The 17,416-nt window shown below is 45.0% G+C and carries 17 protein-coding genes; 9 read left to right on the forward strand and 8 right to left on the reverse strand.

Translation table 11 applies throughout. The annotated features are described in order from the left end of the window. The first annotated feature begins 80 nt into the window (after positions 1–80). Positions 81–758, forward strand: coding sequence for a DnaJ domain-containing protein (locus L6466_RS05980; protein ID WP_237803468.1), 678 nt, complete (start codon positions 81–83; stop codon positions 756–758). Here the strand turns inward: L6466_RS05980 and kdsB are convergent. Then, complete coding sequence (gene kdsB / locus L6466_RS05985) at positions 755–1,501, reverse strand: 3-deoxy-manno-octulosonate cytidylyltransferase (RefSeq protein WP_091819119.1); 747 nt, start codon at positions 1,499–1,501, stop codon at positions 755–757. The two genes, L6466_RS05980 and kdsB, sit on opposite strands and share 4 nt — an antisense overlap. Positions 1,502–1,620: 119 nt before the next feature. Here kdsB and L6466_RS05990 point away from each other — a divergent pair, with 119 nt between their 5' ends. Genes L6466_RS05990 through L6466_RS06005 form a run of 4 tightly spaced genes read left to right on the forward strand, consistent with a single transcriptional unit; the run spans position 1,621 to position 6,426 of the window. Next, entirely contained in the window at positions 1,621–2,742 is a 1,122-nt protein-coding gene (locus tag L6466_RS05990; RefSeq protein ID WP_371836500.1) for an MORN repeat-containing protein, read from the forward strand. Positions 2,743–2,774: 32 nt separating this feature from the next. Beyond that, positions 2,775–3,221: a NanQ anomerase/TabA/YiaL family protein gene (locus L6466_RS05995; RefSeq protein WP_091819121.1), complete on the forward strand. Its 447-nt coding sequence runs from the start codon at positions 2,775–2,777 to the stop codon at positions 3,219–3,221. 5 nt (positions 3,222–3,226) lie between these two features. Then, complete coding sequence (locus L6466_RS06000) at positions 3,227–5,266, forward strand: alpha amylase C-terminal domain-containing protein (RefSeq protein ID WP_237803467.1); 2,040 nt, start codon at positions 3,227–3,229, stop codon at positions 5,264–5,266. Continuing rightward, positions 5,266–6,426 carry a DUF6057 family protein gene (locus L6466_RS06005; protein WP_237803466.1) on the forward strand — a complete coding sequence of 387 codons (1,161 nt, stop codon included), beginning with the start codon at positions 5,266–5,268 and terminating at the stop codon, positions 6,424–6,426. The genes L6466_RS06000 and L6466_RS06005 overlap by 1 nt, the downstream gene beginning before the upstream one ends. Before the next feature lie 75 nt (positions 6,427–6,501). Here L6466_RS06005 and L6466_RS06010 read toward each other — a convergent pair whose 3' ends face one another. From L6466_RS06010 to L6466_RS06040, 7 genes are all read right to left on the reverse strand, one after another. Beyond that, entirely contained in the window at positions 6,502–6,936 is a 435-nt protein-coding gene (locus L6466_RS06010; protein ID WP_091819124.1) for a biotin/lipoyl-containing protein, read from the reverse strand. Between the two features lie 12 nt (positions 6,937–6,948). Next, the gene (locus L6466_RS06015) at positions 6,949–7,101 is read right to left on the reverse strand and encodes a hypothetical protein (RefSeq protein WP_237803465.1); all 153 of its coding nucleotides are present in this window, start codon (positions 7,099–7,101) and stop codon (positions 6,949–6,951) included. Positions 7,102–7,134: 33 nt separating this feature from the next. Continuing rightward, complete coding sequence (locus tag L6466_RS06020; RefSeq protein WP_091819125.1) at positions 7,135–8,700, reverse strand: acyl-CoA carboxylase subunit beta; 1,566 nt, start codon at positions 8,698–8,700, stop codon at positions 7,135–7,137. 40 nt (positions 8,701–8,740) lie between these two features. Further along, on the reverse strand, positions 8,741–9,151 hold the full coding sequence (mce, locus tag L6466_RS06025) for a methylmalonyl-CoA epimerase (protein WP_091819126.1): 411 nt from the start codon (positions 9,149–9,151) through the stop codon (positions 8,741–8,743). A gap of 147 nt (positions 9,152–9,298) precedes the next feature. Then, positions 9,299–11,377: a DUF4842 domain-containing protein gene (locus L6466_RS06030; protein WP_237803464.1), complete on the reverse strand. Its 2,079-nt coding sequence runs from the start codon at positions 11,375–11,377 to the stop codon at positions 9,299–9,301. A 119-nt stretch (positions 11,378–11,496) separates the two neighbouring features. After that, positions 11,497–13,872 (reverse strand): TonB-dependent receptor, encoded by a 2,376-nt coding sequence (locus tag L6466_RS06035; protein ID WP_237803463.1) that lies wholly within the window; start codon positions 13,870–13,872, stop codon positions 11,497–11,499. A gap of 37 nt (positions 13,873–13,909) precedes the next feature. Further along, positions 13,910–14,893 carry a GNAT family N-acetyltransferase gene (locus L6466_RS06040; protein WP_091819129.1) on the reverse strand — a complete coding sequence of 328 codons (984 nt, stop codon included), beginning with the start codon at positions 14,891–14,893 and terminating at the stop codon, positions 13,910–13,912. Positions 14,894–14,982: 89 nt separating this feature from the next. Here L6466_RS06040 and L6466_RS06045 point away from each other — a divergent pair, with 89 nt between their 5' ends. The 4 genes from L6466_RS06045 to L6466_RS06060 are packed head-to-tail and all read left to right on the forward strand — an operon-like array spanning position 14,983 to position 17,381. After that, positions 14,983–15,510, forward strand: a complete 528-nt coding sequence (locus tag L6466_RS06045) for a nitroreductase family protein (protein WP_091819130.1) — start codon at positions 14,983–14,985, stop codon at positions 15,508–15,510. Continuing rightward, the gene (locus L6466_RS06050) at positions 15,510–16,286 is read left to right on the forward strand and encodes a Rossmann-like and DUF2520 domain-containing protein (RefSeq protein WP_091819131.1); all 777 of its coding nucleotides are present in this window, start codon (positions 15,510–15,512) and stop codon (positions 16,284–16,286) included. The genes L6466_RS06045 and L6466_RS06050 overlap by 1 nt, the downstream gene beginning before the upstream one ends. Then, positions 16,279–16,797 (forward strand): KdsC family phosphatase, encoded by a 519-nt coding sequence (locus tag L6466_RS06055; protein ID WP_237803462.1) that lies wholly within the window; start codon positions 16,279–16,281, stop codon positions 16,795–16,797. Before L6466_RS06050 ends, L6466_RS06055 begins: the two co-directional genes overlap by 8 nt. Further along, positions 16,797–17,381 carry a Maf-like protein gene (locus tag L6466_RS06060; protein ID WP_091819133.1) on the forward strand — a complete coding sequence of 195 codons (585 nt, stop codon included), beginning with the start codon at positions 16,797–16,799 and terminating at the stop codon, positions 17,379–17,381. Before L6466_RS06055 ends, L6466_RS06060 begins: the two co-directional genes overlap by 1 nt. Positions 17,382–17,416 lie beyond the last annotated feature (35 nt).

A 17,416-nucleotide genomic window follows, 5' to 3' on the forward strand; every position in this document is an offset into this window, starting at 1 on the left:
TTACGAAATGTCATATGAAACGCCAAATTTTCGGCATGGAATTTGCTGTAAATAATTAAAAAAGAAAGGAGATTGAGATTATGGCATTCATAGATTATTATAAGATTCTAGGGGTTGATAAGACCATTCCACAGAAGGATGTGAAGAAAGCCTATTTGAAACGTGCCAAGCAGTTTCATCCGGATTTGCATCCTGACGACCCGAAGGCCAAGGCAAAGTTTCAGGCTTTGAATGAAGCATACGATGTGATTGGTGATCCTGAAAAGCGAAAGAAATACAATCAGTATGGTGAACAGTGGAAGCAAGCTGATGCCTTTGGTGGTACTGGTGGCTTCGGTGGTTTTTCTTCAGGTGCTGGTGGTGGCTCTCCATTCGAAGGCTTTGATTTCTCAAACTTTACTAATGGAAGGGGTGGCGGTGGCTTTAGCTCATTCTTTGAGGATTTGTTTGGTGGTGCCATGCGAGGACGTGGCGCTGGTGGTTTTGCCCATCAGCAACCACAACAACCACGTGAGACGCAGGCTAGTGTCAATATAGATATGTACACGGCTTTGCTGGGTGGTGATGTCATCGTCACCGTGCCAGATGGGAAAAAGATACGTCTGAAACTAAAACCTGGCACGCAGCCTGGCACTAAGGCCAGACTGCGTGGCAAAGGTCAGAACGGTGCGGATTTGATAATTACCTATCAGGTTACATTGCCTACGAGTCTGAGTGCTCGTCAACAGGAGTTACTAAGGCAGATGCAACAAGGTTAATCCTTGAATTCCTTCAGAAACTGTTCTGCTCGCTCAAGGTCTTCAGGTGTATCAATTCCGACGGTTTCTACATCGGTAAGGCCCACCTTGATGCGATAGCCGTTTTGAAGCCAGCGTAATTGCTCCAGACTCTCTGCCAGTTCCAGAGGGCTTTGGGGCAATTTCGTGATTTGTGACAATACTTCACGACGATAGGCATAAAGGCCAATGTGCTTCAAGAAAGGAAAGTGTAACAGCCAGTCGCTACTTTCTTTTCCTCTGATATATGGAATGACGCTGCGACTGAAATACATGGCATAGCCGTTAACATCACATACAATCTTTGGAGAATTGGGGTTTTGAACAGCCTCCATGCTTTCGAAAGGTTTTCCGAGGGTAGCTATCTGTGTGTTTGGATCATCGAATAGGTGTTTTACTGTTTCCAACTGAGATTTCTGGATGAAGGGCTCGTCGCCTTGTACGTTGATAATGACATCGGCGTTGGTCTGCAATTTTATGGCAGCTTCCTCAATACGGTCAGTACCGCTTTTATGGTCGGTGCGTGTCATGACGGCATGGCCTCCAAATGACTCTACAGCCTTGAAAATCCTATCGTCGTCGGTGGCAACATAAGCTTCGCCCAATACACTTGTTACTTGTTCGTAAACTCTTTGAATGACGGGCTTACCGCCTAGCATCGCCAGCGGCTTGCCTGGAAAACGCGTAGATGCATAACGCGCAGGAATAATACCAATGAATTTCATCTGCTTTACTAATTTTTGACGCAAAGTTACAAATAATTCTTAATTCTTAGTTTCAAAAAAGGGAAATTCTTGCCTGTTTACACTTTTTTTTGTACTTTTGGAGTGAAAAATTGAAAACAATGAAATTGACATCATATATTTTATCGCTTACATTACTTACTATGCCTCTCTCTCTGTCTGCCCAGAAAATCTCTTTGGGTACGTGTACAACAAAAGACGGAGGTGAATATAACGGAGAGATGGCTGCAGGAAAACCACACGGCAAAGGAAAAACGGTGTGGAAGAACGGAAATCTTTATGAAGGTGAATATGTAAAAGGAAAACGCGAAGGTCATGGCATTTATACTTTCACAGACGGGGAACGCTATGAAGGGCAATGGATGCAGGACCATCAGCATGGTCAGGGTACATATTATTTCCAGAATAATAATAAATATGTAGGTCTCTGGTTTAAGGACTACCAGCAGGGCTATGGTGAAATGTACTATTTCAATGGCGACACCTATAAGGGTAACTGGCATGAAGATAAGCGTAATGGCAAAGGAAAATATGTCTATGCCAGTGGAGCATATTATAACGGAGACTGGAAAGATGACAAAAAAGAAGGCCGTGGCTTCCATGATTGGGCTGATGGCTCAACCTATGATGGTGAATGGAAGAATAATATGCGTTCCGGTAAGGGTGTGTTTAAATATGCCAGCGGTGACGTCTATGTAGGCCAATGGCAGAACGATTTGCAGCATGGCAAGGGTGTCTATCGTTTCCAGAATGGTGACATCTTTGAGGGTGACTATGTGAATGGTCAGCGTACAGGTAATGGTATCGTGAAATTTGCTAATGGCGACCGTTATAACGGACAGTTCCTGAAAGGTGATAAAAATGGACAAGGCACCTTCCTGTGGGCAAATGGTAATTCGTATTCTGGACAGTGGAAAAATGACCAGCCGAATGGTCGTGGTAAACTGACGACAAAGGCTGGTGACGTTGTGGAAGGACAATTTAAAAACGGACAGCCTGAAGGAGAGTGTATCGGTCATCTGGCCGATGGCTCTAAATTTAAGGCCCAGTATAAGAATGGACAGCGTCATGGTGCTGCCATCGAAGAAGATAAGGACGGTAAGCGTATTGAGTGCCACTATGAGAATGGTAAACGTGAAGGAGCGTTTGTCGAGAAAGACCGTAACGGCGCAATTGTTGCCCAGGGCACTTATAGCAACGGTTATCGTAAAATAGAAAAATAGACTATCAATAAACCACTTTAAAACTATATGTTATGATTATTGACACGCTTGACAATTTGGGCAAATACGTAGGATTAAATCCTTTGTTTGCTGATGTGGTAGAGTTCCTGAAGAAGAACGACCTAAACACGATGGAGGCTGGTAAATATCCTATTAAGGATAAGGACCTCTTTGTCAATATCACTACGGCTAAGGGCAAAGCACCCGATGAGGCCGTGTTGGAGACTCATGTCAAGATGATAGACATTCAGATTCCTATTGATGGACCTGAGACCTATGGCTATACACCATTGTGCAGACTGCCAGAACAGGAATATAATGCAGAAAAGGATATCACAAAATACCCTGACCTCATGGCAGAAAGTTTTATTGACTGTCAACCAGGTATGTTTGCGGTTTTTTTCCCTCAAGACGGTCATGCACCGTGTATCTCAATGGCACCAGAGATTAAAAAAGCGATATTCAAGGTTAAAGCTTAATTCCTATGGCAGCAAAGAAAAAAGAGGAGGTGCAGCCTAAGCATATTGGCCTCGTACAGAACGATTCATGGTTAGAGCCTTTTGAAGATGCAATCCGTGGACGCCATGAGCATGCTGTGTGGAAACTGAATCAGTTGACACGCAATGGTAAAACGTCGTTGAAAGACTTCGCATCTGGTCATCTTTATTTTGGATTACATAAGCAGTTGCGTGGGTGGGTGTTCCGTGAGTGGGCCCCTAATGCCACGGAAATCTATCTGATAGGTGATTTTAATGACTGGAAGGAAGATGAAAAATATAAGTGCAAGCGTATAGCCGGAACTGGAAACTGGGAACTGAAATTGCGTGAACGTGACCTGAAACACGGACAACTTTACAAAATGAAGGTGAAGTGGGACGGAGGTGAAGGTGAGCGTATTCCTGCTTGGTGCACCCGCGTGGTTCAGGATGAGACAACGAATATTTTCTCTGCCCAAGTATGGAACCCAGCCAAAAAGTATGATTTCAAGAAGAAAAACTTCAAGCCTAAGAAGAGTCCGTTACTTATCTACGAATGTCATGTAGGTATGGGACAGGATGCTGAGAAGGTTGGATCGTATAATGAGTTCCGCGAGAACGTGCTACCGCGTGTTATCAAGGATGGCTATAACTGCATCCAGGTGATGGCTATTCAAGAGCATCCATATTATGGGTCATTCGGTTATCATGTTTCTTCATTCTTCGCACCCAGTAGTCGTTTTGGTACGCCAGAAGAGTTGAAACAACTCATTGATGAGGCACATAAGAATGGTGTTGCTGTCATCATGGATATCGTTCATTCTCATGCGGTGAAGAACGAGGTGGAAGGTCTGGGAAATCTGGCTGGAGATCCTAATCAGTTCTTCTATCCCGGTGATCGTCATGAGCATCCAGCATGGGATTCACTTTGTTTCGATTATGGTAAGGATGAGGTGATGCATTTCCTGCTCTCCAACTGTCGTTACTGGTTAGAGGAATACCAGTTTGATGGCTTCCGTTTTGATGGAGTTACCTCTATGCTGTACTATAGCCATGGACTGGGAGAAACCTTCTGTGGCTATCCTGATTATTTCAATGGTCATGAGGATGATAATGCCATCTGTTACCTGACATTGGCAAATAAATTGATTCATGAGGTAAATCCGAATGCTATCACGATAGCAGAAGAGGTGAGTGGTATGCCTGGCCTGGCTGCAAGGTTTGAAGATGGAGGCTATGGTTTTGATTATCGTATGGCTATGAATATTCCTGATTATTGGATTAAGACCATTAAGGAACAGCCGGATGAGAACTGGAAACCAAGCAGCATTTTCTGGGAAGTAAAGAACCGTCGTCCTGATGAGAAAACGATATCTTATTGTGAGAGTCATGATCAGGCATTGGTTGGTGATAAGACGATCATCTTCCGTCTCATAGATGCTGACATGTATTGGCACTTCGCCAAGAAGGATGTTAATGGTGTGGCTGAGAGAGGTATTGCTCTGCATAAAATGATCCGTTTGGTGACGTTGGGTACAATCAATGGTGGTTACCTGAACTTTATGGGTAATGAGTTTGGTCACCCGGAATGGATTGACTTCCCACGTGAGGGAAATGGCTGGTCGTACAAATACGCGCGTCGCCAGTGGAGTCTTGTGGATAATAAGGACTTGTGTTATCACTGGTTGGGTGATTTTGACCGTGAGATGATAAAAGTGGTGAAGAGTGTACGCAACTTCCAGGATAAACCCGTGGTAGAGATATGGCACAATGACGGTGATCAGATTCTTGCCTTTATGCGTGGTGACTTGCTGTTCGTGTTTAACTTCTCACCCACACAGTCTTTTACAGACTACGGATTCCTTGTGCCAACCGGCAGCTACGACGTTGTGCTGAATACTGATTCGAAAGATTTCGGTGGCTTTGGTTTTGCTGACGATACTGTGACGCATTTCACGAACTATGATCCTCTGTATGTCAACGACCGCAAGGAGTGGCTTAAACTTTATATACCTGCCCGTTCGGCAGTAGTTCTTAAGAAGAACTAATGAGAAACAGATATAATTACAAAGAACAAGGCACCATCACCCACAAGGTGATGTGTGCTGTTTGTTTTCTTATATTCTCATTCTTGTGGCTATATGAGTTTCAGACTGATATATTAACTATAGCCCAGCATGTGTTGAGTCAAGGTGTGACGCATTATAATAGGACTGTCGGTGCTATTCTGATAACGATAGTGCTATATATCTTGCAGAGATGTATTGCTAACTTTACGAAACTGTCACGCAGATCGTATGCCTTGACATATTTTCCTTCAATGCTGATATTGGCCGTGGTCTCGGATGTAAATCAGGACATTGACCAGCATTTTTCTTTTGGTGCCTGGGTTTGGGTATTCCCATTCCTGTTGTTGATTTGGGGTGTTTGCGTATGGTTCGCACGTCAGGCAATGTCGTATAGTCTTGATGAGGGACAGTATGGTACAGTATTCTCTGCCAGGAAGTTTTGGCTGAATTTACTTCAGATGACAGTTATGATGCTGGGTGTTGTACTGGTAGGTAATACTAACGCCGTCTTTCATTATAGCACTCATATGGAAGTAGCTCTGATGAATGATGATGTGGATGAAGCCTTGAGGGTAGGGAATCGTTCGTTGGAAACAAATGAACGTCTCACCATGTTACGTGCCTATGCCTTGTCAAAAAAAGGAAAATTGGCAGACGGATTATTTGGTTATCCTGTGAAGGGAACTAGCGAGACGCTATTGCCCATGCAATTGAAACCACAGTTGATGCCGGAAGACTCTATATGGAAACATCTGGGGGCGCGTTGTGCAAAGACCGTGAATTCAGAGTTCTATTATGAGAGAATGGAGCGTGACACATTAGGCACTTCCGCAATGGCAGACTATAGGCTGTGTGGCTATCTCATGAATCGTGATCTGAATTCTTTTGTGCGTGTTTTGCCTAAATACTATGAGGTGTCTGATTCTGTGGTTCTGCCACGTCATTACAAAGAGGCTTTGGTGCTTTATCAGCATTTAACGGCTCATCCTCTGATAGTCTATCATGATGCAGTCTTGGCAGAAGACTGGAATAATCTACAACAGCTGAAAGTAAAATATTCCAAAGAGCCTGAGCGAAGATACCGCATCTTTGATAATTATCAAAAGTCGTATTGGTATTATTACTATTATCGAAATTGAAATAATGGACTATAAAAGAAGAGGAATGGAAGCGAATCCATTCCTCTTACTTTTTAGATATTTCAATGATGGGTCTTACTCGATAACAACCAAGGCGTCATCTTCCATCACACTTTCACCAATCTTCACGCATACGGCAGTGACCTTACCAGCCTTCTCGGCCTGCAGGTTATTTGCCATCTTCATGGCTTCAAGTACGACAATAGTATCGCCAACCTGAACTTCGTCGCCTACGGCAACCTTGATGTCTGTGATAACACCAGGCAGGGGAGCCTTGACGGCATTGTTCTTGTTTACAGCTGCTTTATTGGTTGCAGGTTCGTCAGAAGTGCTTGCAGCAGCTGCTGCAGGCTTACCAAGCACGGGCTTTTTCTTCTCGGGCTCAGCTTCTTTCTCCATTTCAACCTTATACTCTTCGCCATTGACGGTGACGGTAACGATGTTTTCCTCAATATCGCCTACGGCAACCTCGTATTTCGTTCCGTTGATAGTATACTTGTATTCTTTCATTTCATTAATGATTTAGGGACGTGCTGTCATTGTCTGGGCATAGCCGTTCCATTGTGTAGAGCGCTCCGCAATCGTGATGATGCCGGTCTCCACATCATGGACGTTATTTCCCAGATGCTCATGAAGAGCCATTGCTATGGCAGCATAGACTTCATTTTTCTTCATAACTAAAATTTCTTTTACTTCTTAACTCCTCGTTTACATAGGAATATTTCCGTGCTTCTTGGCAGGCAGGGCATCACGCTTGGTAGCGAGCTGGGCTAAGCCACGGCAGATGCGGAAACGGGTGTTGCGAGGCTCGATAACATCATCGATGTATCCGAACTTAGCAGCCTGATAGGGATTTGCAAAGAGTTCGTTGTACTCTTCTTCCTTCTCAGCGATGAATGCCTTAACATCCTCACCAGCTTCCTTCTTGGCTTTAGCTTCCTTAGCATAGAGAACTGCTGCAGCACCACTGGCACCCATAACGGCAATCTCTGCAGAAGGCCATGCATAGTTCAGGTCGGTGTGGAGTTGCTTAGAGCCCATCACGATGTGTGAACCACCGTATGACTTACGCAGGGTGACAGTAATCTTGGGTACTGTGGCTTCGCCATAGGCATAGAGCAACTGTGCTCCGTGGAGGATAACTGCGTTATACTCCTGACCAGTACCGGGCAAGAATCCGGGAACGTCAACGAAACTAACAATAGGAATATTGAAAGCGTCGCAGAAACGTACGAAACGGGCACCCTTACGGCTGGCGTTTACATCGAGAACACCTGCGTAGCATGAAGGCTGGTTGGCTACGATACCAACGCTCTGACCGTTGAAACGAGCGAAACCAACGATGATGTTCTTGGCAAATTTAGGCTGAACCTCGAAGAACTCGCCATTGTCGACAACGGCACCGATCACCTTATACATGTCGTAAGCCTCGTTGGGATTCTCAGGGATAATCTCGTTCAGAGAGTCCTCCATACGATTGATGGGGTCGTCGCACTTCTTGCGAGGAGCCACCTCCATGTTGTTAGAAGGAATGTATGAAAGCAGGGTCTTGATCATCTGCATACCCTCTTCCTCAGTCTTGGCTGTGAAGTGGGTTACACCAGACTTGGTAGCGTGAACGCTGGCACCACCCAGATGCTCCTGGTCAATATCTTCACCGGTAACGGTCTTTACAACCTTAGGACCAGTGAGGAACATGTATGAGGTGCCTTCCATCATCAGGGTGAAGTCTGTCAGGGCAGGGCTGTAAACAGAACCACCTGCGCAAGGACCAAAGATACCGCTAATCTGGGGAATAACACCAGAGGCCAGAATGTTACGCTCGAAAATCTCTGCGAAACCAGCCAAAGAGTTTATACCTTCCTGAATACGTGCACCACCTGAGTCGTTGATGCCGATAACAGGGGCACCCATCTTCATGGCCATATCCATTACCTTACAGATCTTCTGGCTCATGGTCTCACTAAGAGAACCTGCATGAACGGTGAAATCCTGGGCAAATACGAAGACCAGACGGCCATCAATTGTACCACTACCTGCTACTACACCATCGCCAAGGAACTGTTTCTTCTCCATGCCGAAATTGTGGCAACGGTGCTCCTTGAACATGTCGTATTCCTCGAAAGAACCTTCATCGAGGAGCATCTCTATGCGCTCGCGGGCTGTGTATTTACCACGCTCGTGCTGTTTCTGAATCGCTTTTTCACCACCACCGAGACGGGCCTGTTCGCGCTTCTCGATGAGTTGCTTGATTTTTTCTAATTGTTTTGACATTTCGTTGTTACGTTATTTCGTTATTACGATGTTACAATATTTATTCCGGATGTTCACAGAGTTCTGTCAATATACCGCAGGTGCTCTTTGGGTGAAGGAATGCGATATTCAAACCTTCAGCACCTTTACGGGGCTTCTCGTCAATAAGACGAACGCCCTTTTCGCTGACTTCAGCCAATGAGTTTGCTACGCCATCCTCAATGCAGAAAGCCACATGATGGACACCTTTGTTGCCTTTGTCAAGCCACTTTTGAATAGTGCTTTCGGGGCTTGTGGGCTCCAATAGTTCAAGTTTCACCTCGCCACACTTTAAGAAGGCAGTTTTCACTTTCTGGTCTTCTACAACTTCTGTAGCGTAACACTCCAAGCCCAGCACATCCGTAAAGAATGGCAGGCTTTCTTCGATGCTCTGGACAGCAATGCCCAGATGCTCAATGTGTGAAATCTTCATACTTTATAAAGTTTAAACTTAAATGTGGTGCAAAGGTACAAAAGATATGTGAGATTGCCTTACCTTTTTTGGCTTTTTTATAAGAAAAAAGAGATTATTGCCAGAAACCCGGCAATAATCTCTTAAAGAGGTATATTTCTATAATAATTATTCTGCTGTGCTGAACATATCAGGATAGAGACGGTTCTCAACACCATTCAGATACCAGTCTGTAGCCTCGTTGCGGTTCTGCGCCCATTTTACAAAATCTGGATATGCGCTGATGATGCTACATCTCTCTACGGGATAGCGGAAGTTCAGAGGAACAATGATTGCATATGGAGGCTCACCGTCCTTAGGCATAGAGATGGTCTTTCCTGTTTTTCTGTTATAGATAGAAACTGTCTTCAGGAAATCCTCGACGCTGATGTTCTTGTCGATATTAAATACCTCAGAAACTGGGGTGAAATATTTTTCGCCCTTCACGGTATTAATGAATGCTTCACCTGGGGTTACACCGAAGAACTTGTGCACTTCTTTCTTGCCTAAACGCTGTGTGTTCTGCAGACCTTTGATATCCAATTCGTCATTTGCACCGCAAGCAATCAGGGTGATTTCTATCTGCTCATCGTTGAGACGGATACCGCGGAGAACAACGTCATTCATGTCGTAGTCAGCTGTCTCAGGCTCATCCTCGAAGCACATGACATATGAGGCAGCTTGTGGTTCGATAGGATCATAATTGAGTTCAACACCACTATTAATCTCAAGAATCATGTCGCTGAAATTACAGTCAGAACCATCTTCGAAGCACAGGAAGGTTTTCTTGTTGGCACTGAAAATACCAATGCGGGGGCTTTCCCAGGTCATACCATCGGTTGCAAGACCATAATAAGCCGAGGTTGATGTCTGCTCTTGGCCATTGTTAGTCCATACCTTAGTTGCCTGCTGACTTACAGTTTTATCGATAGCTGAGAAATAGTGACCAATGAGGTGGTTGTTTTCCTTGTTCAGAGGACCGAAACCGTAGGTGCAACCATTGATTGCCAGGTTGATGGACTCGTCTTTTGCCTTTTGATTCATGAAACCAATCAGATGGCCCTTAGGGATACTAAGACTCTCGATAGCTTTATTGCCACCTTCAATGGCACCGTCTCCATAATAGGGAAGGAGGTACTCCTTGTCATTATGATAGGCTCCGTTGTCACCTTTGTAACCATTAATAGCTTTGAACTTTGGCAATTTTTTGATAAACTCAGCCAACTGCTCGTCAGTCTTTCCAACCAGTTCTTCTGGCTTGAAATAGTAATAATAGATGGCATTGTAGTGACCTTCTGTGGTGTTCATCTGGAGGGGAACAATTGTCAGAGGATTACCATCGCTGACGAAGTGGTTTTTATACTCTTTGAAATAGTTGGTTCCTTCAATAATACTCTTCCAGTTGTTGAGCTTATTATTGTTTGTGTCTTTTTTGGGGAGGTAATATCTAACCAGCCACTGGATGGTGGTCAGATCTTCTGGGTTGGTATTATTTCTGTAGATATTACCATCCTTAATGGTCCAACCGTTGCTTGTGGCTGCATCAACAGGTGCCCAAAGATAATCGTTCAACCATGAGTCGTTGTTCCACTCTGTGTATTTCCAATTGTTGCCGCTATAATTATCCTTCTCATATGCTGTGAAGTAGCCGTTGTTTTCTTTTGATGCTTCTGCGCGAAGGGCATTGAATGATTTTTTGGGCTGTCCCAATATAATAGCACTGGCAGCGGGGAATCCGTTTGTAGCTTCACTTGCTCTGTTCATGCGTGCGTTAGCAGGTTCAGTAAAACTAACCTCACTATCGTTAACAGAGAATACCTTGACATAATAGGTTTTGTCTTTGCTAATGCATGCGGCAAACAATGTGTCATAAACGTTTGGTGCGTCGTAAACAAGTTTAACTTTCTGTCCCTTGCTGACGTTTGCCTCGTTTAATACAAAAGCATTGCTGTTGCTGAAAGGTGACTCAGTCAGGATCTGCACCTTCTCAATGTCTTTCAGATCAGCATCGGCTGTAACGATGATAGAACCCTGGGTAATTGAACTCCAGTCCTGGCTGGGGTCAATTTCACCAAATAACTCTTTCGCATTCTCAGAGACGGCATTCTTGTCAAGAGGAATGTTGACGTTCATGTCGTCATCATGATTCATACAATTGACAAACAGCAAAGATGCGGCTGTCATTAGGACTAAATGTAGCTTTTTCATATTGGTGTAAAATTATTTGCCGAATAAATCTATATTTTTAATGATTATATGCTGCAAAGGTAGTAAATTGTTCGACAAACGGTGTGTTTTTGTGCTTAATTTATAAAAAATTAACAGTATTAGAAGTTGACGATGATTTTTCCGTTTATTTGTCTACCTGTTAAATAGTTAGGCACAGCCCATTGCCTATTGGTGACATCAGTTACCCAATAGTAGCTGTTAACGTTGGAAATGCCGAAGAGATTAAGGCAATCAATGCCTAACCAAATATTTTTTAAGAAGGATTTGTTTGTCGTGTTTTTGGAATCATAAGCCAGATAGCTCATACCAATATCTGCACGCTTGTAGGCTGGCGCACGGAAGTTCTGACCCTCCAGTCCTCTGTGGGGTGCACCAAAGGGTAGGCCATCAGCATAGGCTAGCTTGAGCGTCATTTTCCATCGCTCCGTGCCAGGGAAATAATCTGTGAAATGCAGGTTTAGTGCATAGCGTTGATCAGTAGGCATCGATATCCAATGCCCATTCATCTTCTGTTGGGTGCGCATCAATGAGAGTGATATCCAAGAGTCTGTACCTGGTACAAATTCACCGTAGAGCTTGAAGTCGAGACCTGCAGCATAGCCAGAACAGAGATTCTCACCGTAATAGGTGATTTTTACGTTTTGTACGTTGTAGGGAATCAGGTTTGACAATGCCTTGTAATAGGCCTCTGCTGTGAACTTGAATGGACGCTCGTTCATGTGGAAACGGTAGTCCATGGCTGCAAAAAACTGTAGGGAGCGTTGGCTCTTGATATTTTTGTTGAGCTTGACAACTGTAATGCCTGCTGTGGTTGTCGTGTCGCGCATCTCTTTATAGAATGGAGCCTGATAGTAGAGGCCTGCAGCAAAACGATAAGTCAGGTCCTGATTGAAAGCCGGCACGATAGCCAGTGAGACTCGGGGGGATAACAGCGTCTCTTTATTGTAGGACCAATGGGTGAATCTGACACCATAGTTCAGCGTGTAATGCGTGTCATTACGATGCCAACGAAGGATGTCCTGAATATATCCCTCTGTACGGGTGGACTTGATATCGTTTTTTGATGAGAGCGTGTAAATCATATCCAGACGATTGGCGGTGTGAGGAATGGAATACCCGCTGGAGTCGCGCATTTCGTATTCACGACTCTGCTCCTTGATATGTTCCCATTTGTATGTCAGACCAGCTTCCACGTCATGCTGACGGAAACGGCGGTTATATATCAACTTTAAGCTCTGCACGTTGGCTGTGAGGTAGTTACGTGCATGTTCAGCATAAGTGCCAACGCCAAGCTGATCGCTGCTCTGTGCATCGTTCAGCCAGTATTGTCCTTGGATATCATAGCATTCCTGTTCTTTGGTGTGAAATGCAGACCAAAGTAACTTGATATGTGTAGAATCACCCAGGTGGCGAGTGATACCTGCCGTACCGAAAATCGTGCGGAAGATATCTTTCTCCTGACCATCGAAATATACTTTGAATGATTTTACATCTTCCATTGTTCCGAAAGACGTCTCGCGGTCTTTAGGCTTGAAGTCGTAATGGTTTTCGGAGATATTTCCTAATAACTCCAATGTCCAACTGCGATTGGGGGTATAGGTGATATACGTCTGATAATCAAGTTGGTTCGGACGATATTCTCCAGTGGTTTCCAAAGAGCCCAACAGGTATCGGTTGGTTTTGTAGCGCAGACCGTGGCTCATGGAAAATTTCTTGTTGCTCATACCCACATAGCCGCTTCCACCAAGTAGTGATGCCGTTGTCGAGGCCTCGAAAGCTTTAGGGCGTTTATAAGTGATATCGAGTGCGCTGGACATCTTGTCGCCGTATTTTGCAGAAAAGCCACCACTTGAGAATCCAATCTTCTCAACCATATCGGGATTGATGACAGAAAGACCTTCCTGCTGCCCGCTCCGGATGAGTAGTGGACGGTATACTTCTACATTATTGATATAAACAGAGTTCTCATCAAATGAGCCACCGCGCACGTTGTATTGGCTAGATAATTCGTTATGAGTAGATACGCCTGCCTGTTGTTGTATTAGTTCCTCTACAGCATTGCCTGTGGTTGATGGCATTGCCTGGATATCCTTGATGTCCAGTTGTTCCATCTGCTCTGTCTGTCGGCGTTTTTGTGTAATCACCACCTCGTTGAGTTCATCCAGTCCGTGCAGTTGTATGAGGAGTGTCTGCGTGGTTTTGGGGTTACGCAGGACGCGGATGCGAGGTTTATAGCCAATCATTGAGAATTTCACCACAACAGAATCGGCCGATTGTAATTTTACCTGGAATTCACCTTTCAGGTTCGTCATCGTCATCGTAGCTTGTTCTACACATGACACAGTTGCCAGCTCCAGGGCGTTTCCATCCTCGTCGGTTACTTTTCCCTTTAAGGTGAACGACTGGGCCATAGCACATAAGCCTGTCATGATGATGACAGACAAAAGCATGAATCGTTTGGTGAATTGTTTCATCAAAAATAATAACGCAGGAATTATGCTTTTATTATTTTTAGTCGCGATAAAACCATGAAAGCAGACTGTTAATCCACCCAATAGTGCAATGGAACCATCGGTAGCTGCTGGCGGGCTTTCCTCCGAAACGGAGCAGGAATTCGCGAAAGGCATTCTTGCGGAAAGGCAGTCCTACATCCATGAAATAGATATGCTCATAGCCTTTGGAGTAGGAATCCTTGATGGCATGCCAGATGGTGATGTCGGCAGGGTGAAGGAATGCAAAAGTCTTACGTCTGTAAGCCGCATACCATAGATAAGCCTGGTTCTCACTATAGACTAAAGCAGAACAACCGATAATGTGTCCGTGATAACGGGTGACATACAAACATCCGTTTTCGCTTTCGTGTAATCCCCGGAAAAACTCATCGGCAGGGATATATCGCTTGGGCTTCAGTCTGTTATGTCGTCTCATGAGTTTCATGAATGAGATGAAATCCTCCTCAGATTTTACCTCGTCGGTGATGACACCTCGTTCATAGGAAGACTTGATATGACGCAGTAAGCGGTCGTTGATACGTTCCTCTGGCGTTCGTGAATGCAGGGAGTTGTGTATGCTGTTCCAGCGTACCGGGAAGAAATGGCGTTCGCGTAACTGTTTATAGGCAAACATCTTACTGCTCAGGTGGCTCACCTCAATATACAGCGTCCATCTGCCAATCTTAGCCGTGAGTTGTTCCAGCATCATACCAAAGAGTTCTGCTCGCTGTTCGGCATAGTCAGAATCGTATACCCCTTCACCAAGTATCATGCAGTGGCGATATAAATAAGGAGGAATCCATGAGGCACGATAGCGAATCAATGCTAACATCTGGGCAATAATCACATGATCCCCAGTCTCGACAGTTACCATGTAAGGCTTCAGCCGGGGTGTGTTCTTTGCCAACAGGAAATACTGTCTGCTATGAAAGATGTTTTCTTCATGCAGTCCCTTTGGCAGATGACTTGGGTTTGTGTAGATGTTAATGGTTAGCTCGCTCATCGGGCGCAAAAATACAAAATCTTTCTTAAAAAGCGTGCGTTTTTGTGGGAAATTATTACCTTTGCATGAAAAATATATAGAAATAGACTATGACTGACTTTAAGACTCTGGCGCAGATGCGCCGTTCGCATCGCAAGTTTACCGAACAGGAAATTGATGGCGATGACGTGAAATTGATTCTCCGTGCCGCCTTGATGTCGCCCACTTCAAAAGGACAGCGTGCCTGGCAATTTGTGGTAGTTGACAATAAGACTGACCTTGAAAAGCTGTCTGACGCTAAGGATATGGGTGGACAACTTATAAAAGGAGCCTCGCTGGCTATCGTTGTGCTGGGTGACCCTATGCAGAACGATTGTTGGGTAGAGGATGGTTCTATTGCAGCCATCTCTATGCAGTATCAGGCAGAGGAACTGGGACTTGGTTCTTGTTGGGTGCAGATGCGTGGTCGTGGACTGAGTGACGGCACAAGTGCAGATACCGTGATTCGTGGTATCCTTGATATTCCCGAGAATTATAACGTATTGTGCGTCATAGCCTTTGGTCATAAGGCCGATGAGCGTCAGCCCCAGAATGAGGATAAACTGAAGTGGGAAAACGTACATATTGACAAGTTCTGATGGAAATCGTATTTGTAGGGGCTGGTCGTGTGGCAACACATCTTGCCAAGGCGTTGTATGCCGGTGGACACCGTATTACGGCTGTTTACAGTCGCACAATTACCTCTGCAGAAGCATTGGCAGGCGAGGTTCATGCGACACCGTCGAATCGTATTGATGCCTTGCCTGAAAAGGCCGATGTCTTTATCCTGTCTGTGAAGGATTCCGTCTTAAAGGATGTCATCTCTGAACTCAGGAAGGGTAGGGAACAGCAGGTTTTTCTTCATACAGCCGGTTCTATTCCCATGAGTGTCTTTGGTGAACACCAGCATTGTGGCGTGTTTTATCCTATGCAGACATTCTCAAAGGAAAAGGCTGTCGATTTTTCGCGCGTACATATATTTATTGAAGGTCGTGATGCCGGTACATTGGATTTGGCCCGGAAAGTTGCCGAGACGCTGAGTGCCAATGTGCACGAACTTTCAAGTTCTGAGCGCCGCTATCTGCATCTGGCTGCAGTTTTCGCCTGCAATTTTGCCAATCATTGCTATGCCCTTTCCGCTCAGATCCTGGAGGCCCACGGACTTCCTTTCGAGTCTATGCTTCCGTTGATAAGAGAGACTGCAGAGAAGGTGGAGACTGTTCACCCGCGTGAGGCTCAGACTGGACCAGCTGCGCGTCGTGATGAAAATGTGATGGACGCCCAGAAAGCCCTTCTTGCCGACAATCCTCAGATGCAGCAGATATATGATATCATGAGTAAAAGCATTATTGAAACATTGAATTCTAATGATTAATTACGATTTAAAAAAGATACGTGCCGTGATATTTGATATTGACGGTGTGTTATCGGCAGAGACAATCACGTTGGGCGCCGATGGATGGCCGCTCCGTACGGTGAACATCAAGGATGGCTATGCCATTCAGTTGGCTGCGAAGATGGGACTTCATATCGCCATTATGACTGGTGCCAATGTGGAGTCTGTGCGAGTGCGCTATGAGGCACTTGGCGTGCAGGATATCTATGTGGGATGCTCTGTAAAGATCAAGACCTACGAGGCTTTCCTTGAGAAATACCATCTGAAGGAGGAAGAGGTGATGTATATGGGTGATGATATCCCCGATCTGGAAGTCATGCGCCGTGTAGGCTGCCCGGTTTGTCCTAAGGATGCCTGTACGGAGGTCAAGGATGTGAGCCTCTATGTGAGTCAGCGTGATGGAGGCTACGGTTGTGGCCGTGATGTGGTAGAGCAGGTGCTGCGTGCCCAGGGAAAATGGTTGAAGGACGAAAAAGCGTTTGGATGGTAATGTTTGAGAATCTGAAGAATTATCATATCATTCTGGCCAGTAATTCGCCACGTAGACGGGAGTTACTGGGAGGGTTGGGGATTCCTTTCGAAGTAAAGGTGCTGCCTGATATCGAAGAGTCTTATCCTGACGACCTGCCTGTTAGTCAGATAGCAGAGTATATCTCCACGGAGAAGGCCGCCGCTTATCGTGAGCTGATGGCTGATCACGATTTGATTATTACTGCCGATACCGTGGTCATCGCATGTGATGAAGTGATGGGAAAACCTGTGGATGCCGATGATGCCCGCAGGATGCTGAAGAAACTCAGTGGCGTCACGCATCAGGTGACAACGGGCGTCTGTCTGACCACCAAGACTCGTCAGCATCATTTCTCTGTGACTACCGATGTGACCTTTAAAACGCTTACTGACGAGGAAATCAACCATTATATTGAGGTGTATAAGCCCTATGATAAAGCCGGTGCCTATGGTATTCAGGAGTGGATAGGCTATGTGGGTGTTACCAGTATCCACGGCAGTTATTTCAATGTGATGGGACTTCCCGTACAACGTATCTATAATGAATTAGCCACCTTCATTTGAAGATGGCTAATTTATTTTTCTGCTTATTCTGTCAG

It is taken from the genome of Prevotella communis, assembly GCF_022024175.1.
Taxonomy (GTDB): Bacteria; Bacteroidota; Bacteroidia; order Bacteroidales; family Bacteroidaceae; genus Prevotella; species Prevotella communis.